Raw genomic sequence first — 546 nt, forward strand, 5'->3', positions numbered from 1 at the left:
GCCCACCACGGCCCCACAAGCGGAGAAAGGCCGCTTGCAGAGTATCCGCCTGTCGTGTCTGTCCACGCGGGACAAGGCATGGTCTAGCACGGCGGACGCATGGGGCAACCGCTGGAAATATTGAAAATGCAGGAAAAGAAGGAAATCCGCTGTGGCCATTGCAACAAGCTGCTGGGCAAAGGAACCGCCCGCGACCTGGAAATAAAGTGCCCCCGTTGTGGCACGCTGAATCATCTGAGGGACATGATCCCCCGCTCCGAGCCGTCCGACGGCCTGAACGGAGCGTTTTATGCTGATTCCGAAAAAGAAATCGGAAACTGAAACCATCATCATTGTTGGTCCCTACCGTATCCCGGTCAAGCGCGAGGCTTTCAGAAAGTGGGAAGCGGAGCTTATGACCGGAGCTGGCTTCACCGACAGGGAAATCAAGGCCGAAATCCTGCGGAGGCTGGGGTATGAACAGAATTGAACTGTTGCCCGTTTCCGCCCTGCGTCCCGCCCTGTATAATCCCCGCGAGGCCGACGCGGAACGCCTGGAACTGGTGC

3 protein-coding genes are annotated in these 546 nt (G+C 58.1%); 2 read left to right on the forward strand and 1 reads right to left on the reverse strand.

All coding sequences use genetic code 11. The annotated features are described in order from the left end of the window. The coding region (locus DESPIG_RS14430; protein WP_006009696.1) for a hypothetical protein at nt 1–234 on the reverse strand (234 nt) is incomplete at its 3' end. Here DESPIG_RS14430 and DESPIG_RS14435 point away from each other — a divergent pair. Together DESPIG_RS14435 and DESPIG_RS13940 are read left to right on the forward strand one after the other, a co-directional pair. Next, on the forward strand, nt 196–321 hold the full coding sequence (locus DESPIG_RS14435; protein ID WP_248623535.1) for a Com family DNA-binding transcriptional regulator: 126 nt from the start codon (nt 196–198) through the stop codon (nt 319–321). The genes DESPIG_RS14430 and DESPIG_RS14435 overlap by 39 nt on opposite strands. Next, the gene (locus DESPIG_RS13940) at nt 290–469 is read left to right on the forward strand and encodes a hypothetical protein (RefSeq protein WP_006009697.1); all 180 of its coding nucleotides are present in this window, start codon (nt 290–292) and stop codon (nt 467–469) included. The genes DESPIG_RS14435 and DESPIG_RS13940 overlap by 32 nt, the downstream gene beginning before the upstream one ends. The last annotated feature ends 77 nt before the right edge of the window (nt 470–546 follow it).

It is taken from the genome of Desulfovibrio piger ATCC 29098 (assembly GCF_000156375.1).
Lineage (GTDB): Bacteria > Desulfobacterota > Desulfovibrionia > Desulfovibrionales > Desulfovibrionaceae > Desulfovibrio > Desulfovibrio piger.

What these genes read in the sequence shown, in the direction of transcription:
- DESPIG_RS13940 (WP_006009697.1), top strand. Translation starts at nt 290, where the DNA reads ATGCTGATTCCGAAAAAGAAATCGGAAACTGAAACCATCATCATTGTT.